Source organism: Corynebacterium sp. HMSC074C01 (assembly GCF_001814605.1).
Classification (GTDB): Bacteria; Actinomycetota; Actinomycetes; order Mycobacteriales; family Mycobacteriaceae; genus Corynebacterium.
The window spans coordinates 1-6205 of record NZ_KV817286.1; the positions used below are offsets into that span (position 1 = coordinate 1).

The following is a 6205-nucleotide window of genomic DNA, read 5'->3' on the forward strand; positions in this document are numbered from 1 at the left end:
CAGCCTTTTCACGCGCCTTTTGTTCCTGGCGCAAGGCCTCAAAGCGAGCTTGCTGCTCCGCACTCAACCCGTTCTGCAGCTCCTGCCGCCACGTGGCGCCAAGCTGAGTAAGCGCCTTAGAATACCGCTCATACGACGCCTCAAAATCAGCCGACAAACCAGCAGCCACAGAATCCGCATACGCATCAGAACGACGCGACTCCGAAGCAATAGCAGCTTTACGGTTGCTGGTCTCAGCCCGAATCTTCCCGTCTAGTCCGGCGAGTTCACGGCGGTCACTGACCACCGCGTTATAAATCTCAGCATTCTGAGCTAAACGCGCCTCAGCATCTGACAACAACTGCCCACCCACATGGACAGCCCAATCCATATCAGAATGCTCCGTACGCTTCGGCTCAATCCGAGTCACCGCCAACGGGACCACACGACCCCAAATCTCCACATTGACAATGTCACCAACCTGGAAATCCACCATCGGCTCCCATGGGCCAAGACCCGACTTAGAGATGTCCGACTCGAGGAAGAAATCACCAGACACACGCTTCGCAGCCTCGTCCAGAACCCGCTCCACATCCGACGCCGGAATCATGTCCTCGTCCTTGGCGGTGACGCTCACATCCGCCCTAACAAACCTGCGGAACATGCCGCCCACGCGCCGTTTACTGCCAAGGCTGGACACGTAGGCCAGCTCATTACCTGCGGCACTGACCTCATACACGTCCTCAAGGTCAACGCCTTCAGGAAGTTTCAGGCCATACTTGCCGAACGCGGTGGACGCGAGGGAGCGCAGAACAGTAACCTGCGCCGAATCCGCAATCAGATATGGCGTTGCCATTAGGCCACCTCCTTAACGGTCAGCACAATCATCGCGTGCTCAAACTTCCGATACCCCAACGTGCGAGAAGATTTCCCCTCACTCGGCGTAATATCCACATCCCGCGGGCTCATACTCGACGTGGCCTGCGACCAGCACCGAACCGGCGCATCCCCTGGCCACCAGATATAAGCCCCCAGAATGACGCCGGCATTCTCCGCCTGCTTCGATACCGTCTCCCACAAGAACCCGTCGCGGGCCTCAAGGCTGATTTCCTCCGACGTGTCCATCTCGGGCACTTCCACTACGTGGTAGGGGTCATCGACCCACTTCACACCGTCAGGGTCGGCTTGGGTGCGCATCGCCGCGTCCAAGGATTCTTGCGCCAGGCGGCGAATCACAAAAGCAGCCGGCCCGTTTTTCCACACGAACATGGCGTTAGTTGCCAGCTCTACGCGGGCCATGAGGCGCTTCTGCTTATACGCAAGGCCTGATTCATCGGAACTTGTTTCGTATGGTTCCGCTTTCCACCACGCGGCAGGCCATGACACCGCCGGTATCGTGTGCCACACGTCCATGCAGTTCAGCGCGTTGATTGTAATTTCCGACGGTATCCCGTCGTTGTCCTCATCGTTCGCAGTGGCGTGCACGATTGCCCCGCCGCGCCGCACGACATGACTATCGGCCCCAGGGAATGCGGCCAGGAGCATGTAGTCACCCTCGGCGGTAGGCAACCGGCCCGAGGGGTCGAACTTGGTTAGCGCATCCATCACCAACAGCTCTGCTACACGGCTTACCGACCCATCCGGTTCGCGAGCAGGAAACGTTACCTGCAGGTCCGCAGATTCCATCCACTGGTCTGGTGTATCCGGCTCCAACGGCATCGGAAGAGTAAACAGTGGGTTCCCGTCCGCGTCACCAATCCCATACCAGCGGCCTTGGGTCTTAACGGTGTAGTCAACGGTCTTTTTCCACGACGCCCAGTCAGTCACAGGCCACACCTCACAAAATTCAGTTAGTCAAAAATTGGGGAGGAAGGACCACACCTCCAATTTGTTTAAGGTCCTTTGGGGTTTAGCTCCACGGGTCAGCAACCCCGAGCACCCACTCGAGCTGCGCACCCGCAGGCAACATCCACACCCCAGTAGCTCCTGGTGGCACATGCTCCGGGAAAGCGCCCTCCAGGCGGAGCACGCTCGGGTCTAAGTCGATGGTGGTTTCCTCGGCGGCGCGGGGAAGCGTGAATTTCGCCCCAGATGGGTTAGTTACTACTCCTCCGGCGCCCTTATAGCGGATTTTTGGCCATACTGGAACATCACCGTAATTCGTCACTGTGACATTTCCTGTTCCGGTCATCACCGAAGATTTAGCCACACCATCAAAACACACCACCGGCACCGTCAACGTTTCCGCCGACCGGCGACGCATATCAACCGGCACGCCCGGCAATACCCCGTCCACCACCAGTTCAAACGTCAACGGTGACAAAGGACTATCCGACTCGATGCTAATCACGCACGGATTAGACCGCGTCGCTGCAGCCCACCCCTGACGCAAACGGCGATGCGTCTCCTCCAGGGCCTCACCATCACGAGTCTTCAGGAAGAACTCGAGCTCCGTGGAAATCGGACCAAAACGCCGAGCCCCCGGCAGCACTCCCGCACCGCCAGGGACCGGCAAATCAGACCTCGAAACATTCGCCCGAAGCTCCACCAAAGCCCCATAAGGCGACAACACCGACGAATCCGTCCCTGTGCCAGACAGCCGCCACTCATCACCCAGAGCAGTAATCAACACCACATTCAGCATTTACACCAGCTCCTTCCGACGAGACACAGCGACTTCACTAGCCGAACGGACAATCCGATACGAACCATTAGTGCCAGCCGTGACCTCAGCCAAAAGCTGGTCAATCTGGTCCGCGGTGTACATCTTCTCCCCATCAAGGTGAATCGTCGTCTCGCGACGAATCTGGTCACGCACACCCGTAGTCGCGTACTTCGAGTCCAGCTTCCACTTCACGCCAGCATCTTCGGCCGCATCACGATTTGCTCTAGCCGCGGCCAGATACTCGCCACGCAGCTTCTCATTACCGTCGGCAAACGCGGCTGAAGCCTGCTCCAACGACTGAATCGTGTAGTCCAGCCCTTTAAGGGTGCGCTCCAACGGGGTGGTTTTCTCATACAGCCCAATCTCTGCAGTGAAGTCCTCCACCTGGCGGGCCAGGTCTGTCTGCTGGTCACGCGCCTCCTGCACCGGCTTGAGTGCCTCGTTGACGCGCAGCGCGGTCTCCGCCTGCACGAGCTCCGGCATCTGGGCGCGCAGCACCGCCATGGCATCACCCTCACGGAACGCTGCTCTGCCCATGAGCTTGAGCGTGCGGTCCAGGTTCCCACGGTCAATCTTGACCCCAGTCTCCTCAAGCACCGCATCCAAAGCCCGCTGCAGCGACTCATACTGTGCCTGCTGGCCACGGTACTCATTCGCATAAGAACCATTAGCCCCAAGCGCGGCACCCCAGCGCCCGAGGACGTTTTTATCCATGGCCTGCTTGACCTCAGCCATTTCAGCCATGAGCTTCGCCACCTGGGCGGTGCCGGTGGCCTCGACGAGGTCGACGCCCGCCACCTTCGCGGACATACGAATCAGACGCTCCTGAGCGACCAGAAGGTCCTGCTGGTTACGTACGTTCTGGCGCTGCGCCTCAGCCAAAGCAGCCTCGGCCTTAATCTGCTCCAGACGAGCCGAAACTTCACCCTTAAGCGCCTCAGCACGCGCCTTCTCGTACGTAAACAGCGCGGAGATAGCCGAATTCGACCACTCCTTAAGCACGCCCTGGGCCTCCAGGGCCTGATAGGCCATGTAGGAGTCCCAGTCTTCGTGCAAGCCCAGCAGCTTCAGCTGCGCCGCAACCGCCCCACGACGAATCTCTTCATCCAAGGCTAGGCGCGCCTCAGCTACCCGCAAAGCCCCGTCGGCTTCGGCAATGTAGCGGTCATGCTGCGCCAACATGAGGTTGTACTCAGCCTCCCGCTGCGCATTCGCACCACGCACCAGCTCCTGCTGCAGGGAGGTCACCCTGCCCTGCAATTCGACGACAAGATTCGCATAGTCAGCGATGACTGCCCATCCGTCGGCAAGCGCCTTCAGCGCCTCCAGCCGGGCCTTGCGAATCCGATTCACCAGCTCCACAATCGCTTCGACGATGGACTTGATGATGCTGATACCGACCTTGAGCATGTCCATGGCCATGCCCAGGGTCAGGCCTGTCGGGCCTGCCAGCCCCGCGAGGCTAGCGAGCTTGCCGACCACCATGTCCAGGCCAGCGCCGACAGCACCAGCCGGGGCGCCCATGCCAATCAGCTTCGAGGCCAGCCCTTCGGCCTGAGGAATCAGCCCCTTCATCTGACGCTGCGAGAGCAATACAACGTTGTCGAGGTCCTCGGCCTGCTTCTTGCGTGCCGCGGCGAGGTCACCCTCCGCCTTGGTCACAGCCTCGTTAGCCTTCTCGATTTCCTCAGCACGCTTCGCCTCATCCTCCTCCTGCTTAATCCCCAAATCCTCACGGACACGGGACAGCTTCTCCTCAGCCTTGGCAACCTTGTCGTTCGCTTTCTCCGAGGACGCGGTGGACTTCTCGCGGGCGCGGGACAGTTTCTCCTCGGCCTTGGCGACCTTCTCAGCGTCACCGCTCTCGCGGGCCTTCGCCAACGCGTCTTCGGCGTCAGCGACCCGGCTAGCAGCGGTGGCTGAGCTGCTGGTGGACTTGCCGGCCTCAGCCTGTGCATCCGCCAGAGCCTTCTCCGCGTCGGCAAGCTTGCGCTTGTCCTTGACGGAGAGCTCTACCTCGCCGGTTTCGAGCTCGCGCAGCTTCTTCTTCGCGTCCGCCAGGGCCTGTTCCTTCTCGGCCAGCGCCTCCGTATGACCGACAGCGCGAGCACGAGAATCCCATAGGGCTTTCTCCCCGTCGAGGATGACACGAATCTGCTCAGAGCCGGGCAGGTCCAGCCCAAGGTCTAGGACACGCCGCACAGTTTGACGGGCGTTAATCCCCTCCGTCGAGTTGTAGTTTCCAGCCTTCGCCATCCACTTCTCAGCGTTTTCCACCGCGACGGCAATGGCCTCAGTCTGCCCCTTGATGGCGGGCACGAGGTCGCCGAGGTGCCGGACCAGGGCGGAGACACTACCCCACTGGTCGTGGTTGAGCACCGGCTCCGGCTTGCCCGATAGGTTAAGCGCGGTTTTTCCGTGCTCCAGCCATCCGCCCTGGTCGTACAGCTTCGGCAGTTCCACCACACCACCGGAGGAGTAGCCATGACCATGGCCCCACATAGTGGTGAGGTCAGTGCCATACCGGGACTTGTAGTAGCGCAGCGCCGCGTTCATATTCGACCACGGGTCACGCCGGTCATCCGGCAGCTCGGGGTCACGATGAGCCGCAAAAGTACCTGGGATAATCTGCAGCAATCCCACACCAGCGGAATCACCAGTGCCGTTAATGTCCACAATCTGCTGAGCAATCCCAGGATTACCACCAGATTCAGACATGATTTGCGACAGCATCGCATTGACCTGTGCCGGGTCATCCGCATTGAATCCCTGGCGGCGCATCGCCGCCATCGCCATCTCGCGCCACGATTCAGCATTTCCCGCGCTACCAGCAGCACCAGAGTAAGACGAGGCTTCATCGGCTTTACCCATCAGGAAGTCCTTCGCCGCACCCCACAGGGTCTTAAACATCGCCGAGGGGAGACCACCAATGATGCCAGGGGCACTAAACGAATCAATCTTTCCCTTCACAGCATCAATAATCGGATTAAACAGTCCGGTAACCCGATCCTTGATGGAAGTGAATACGGCCTTCGCGCCGTCCCATACCATCTCGACCATGTTCTTCGGATCGCCCAGGGGCTGCTGAGAGGCCACGTGAACGTGATTACGGTGCTGATTCATTGTCCCCGCACCGTAGAAACCGAAGCCGTCTCCCACGTCCTTGCCGTGCTTCACATTGTGATTAAACGGCGAGTGAATGAGCTCCAGCAGGCCCTTACCGTAGTTGCTGAACAGATTTTGAGCCGCAGACTGCATTTGGGGCGTCGTGTCTGTTCCGTTAGAGAAGTCCACTGCGAGTCCCTGACCGTGATAGTCATTCGTATTTCGCAGCGTCGAGGTAATCGTCATCATCGGGTAATACTTTTTGACCCAATCAGTGATTGAGCCAATCACACCACCCGAGTAGAAGCCACCAAGGCTGCGTTTCTTCTCGTCTCCGTACAGGTAATCCTCCACGCCCTGCTCTCCACCAATACGAGCTGCGGCGTTTACGCCGTCTACCCAAGACGAGCCGAGGACTCGAGTGGCCTCGGGCCGCATAATGGCCTCACCGCCGGA

At 59.5% G+C, this 6205-nt stretch carries 3 protein-coding genes and 1 pseudogene; all 4 read right to left on the reverse strand.

Features of this window, described 5'->3' with window-relative positions:
* Window positions 1-835: pseudogene (locus HMPREF2978_RS08590) on the reverse strand (hypothetical protein); the annotation flags it as partial.
* On the reverse strand, window positions 835-1806 hold the full coding sequence (locus HMPREF2978_RS08595; RefSeq protein WP_070745021.1) for a hypothetical protein: 972 nt from the start codon (window positions 1804-1806) through the stop codon (window positions 835-837). The gene HMPREF2978_RS08595 and the pseudogene HMPREF2978_RS08590, both read right to left, overlap by 1 nt.
* Before the next feature lie 82 nt (window positions 1807-1888).
* Window positions 1889-2623, reverse strand: coding sequence for a hypothetical protein (locus HMPREF2978_RS08600; RefSeq protein WP_070745023.1), 735 nt, complete (start codon window positions 2621-2623; stop codon window positions 1889-1891).
* Window positions 2624-6205, reverse strand: a 3582-nt coding sequence (locus HMPREF2978_RS08605; RefSeq protein ID WP_168166444.1) for a transglycosylase SLT domain-containing protein, incomplete at its 5' end; no start/stop codon positions are given.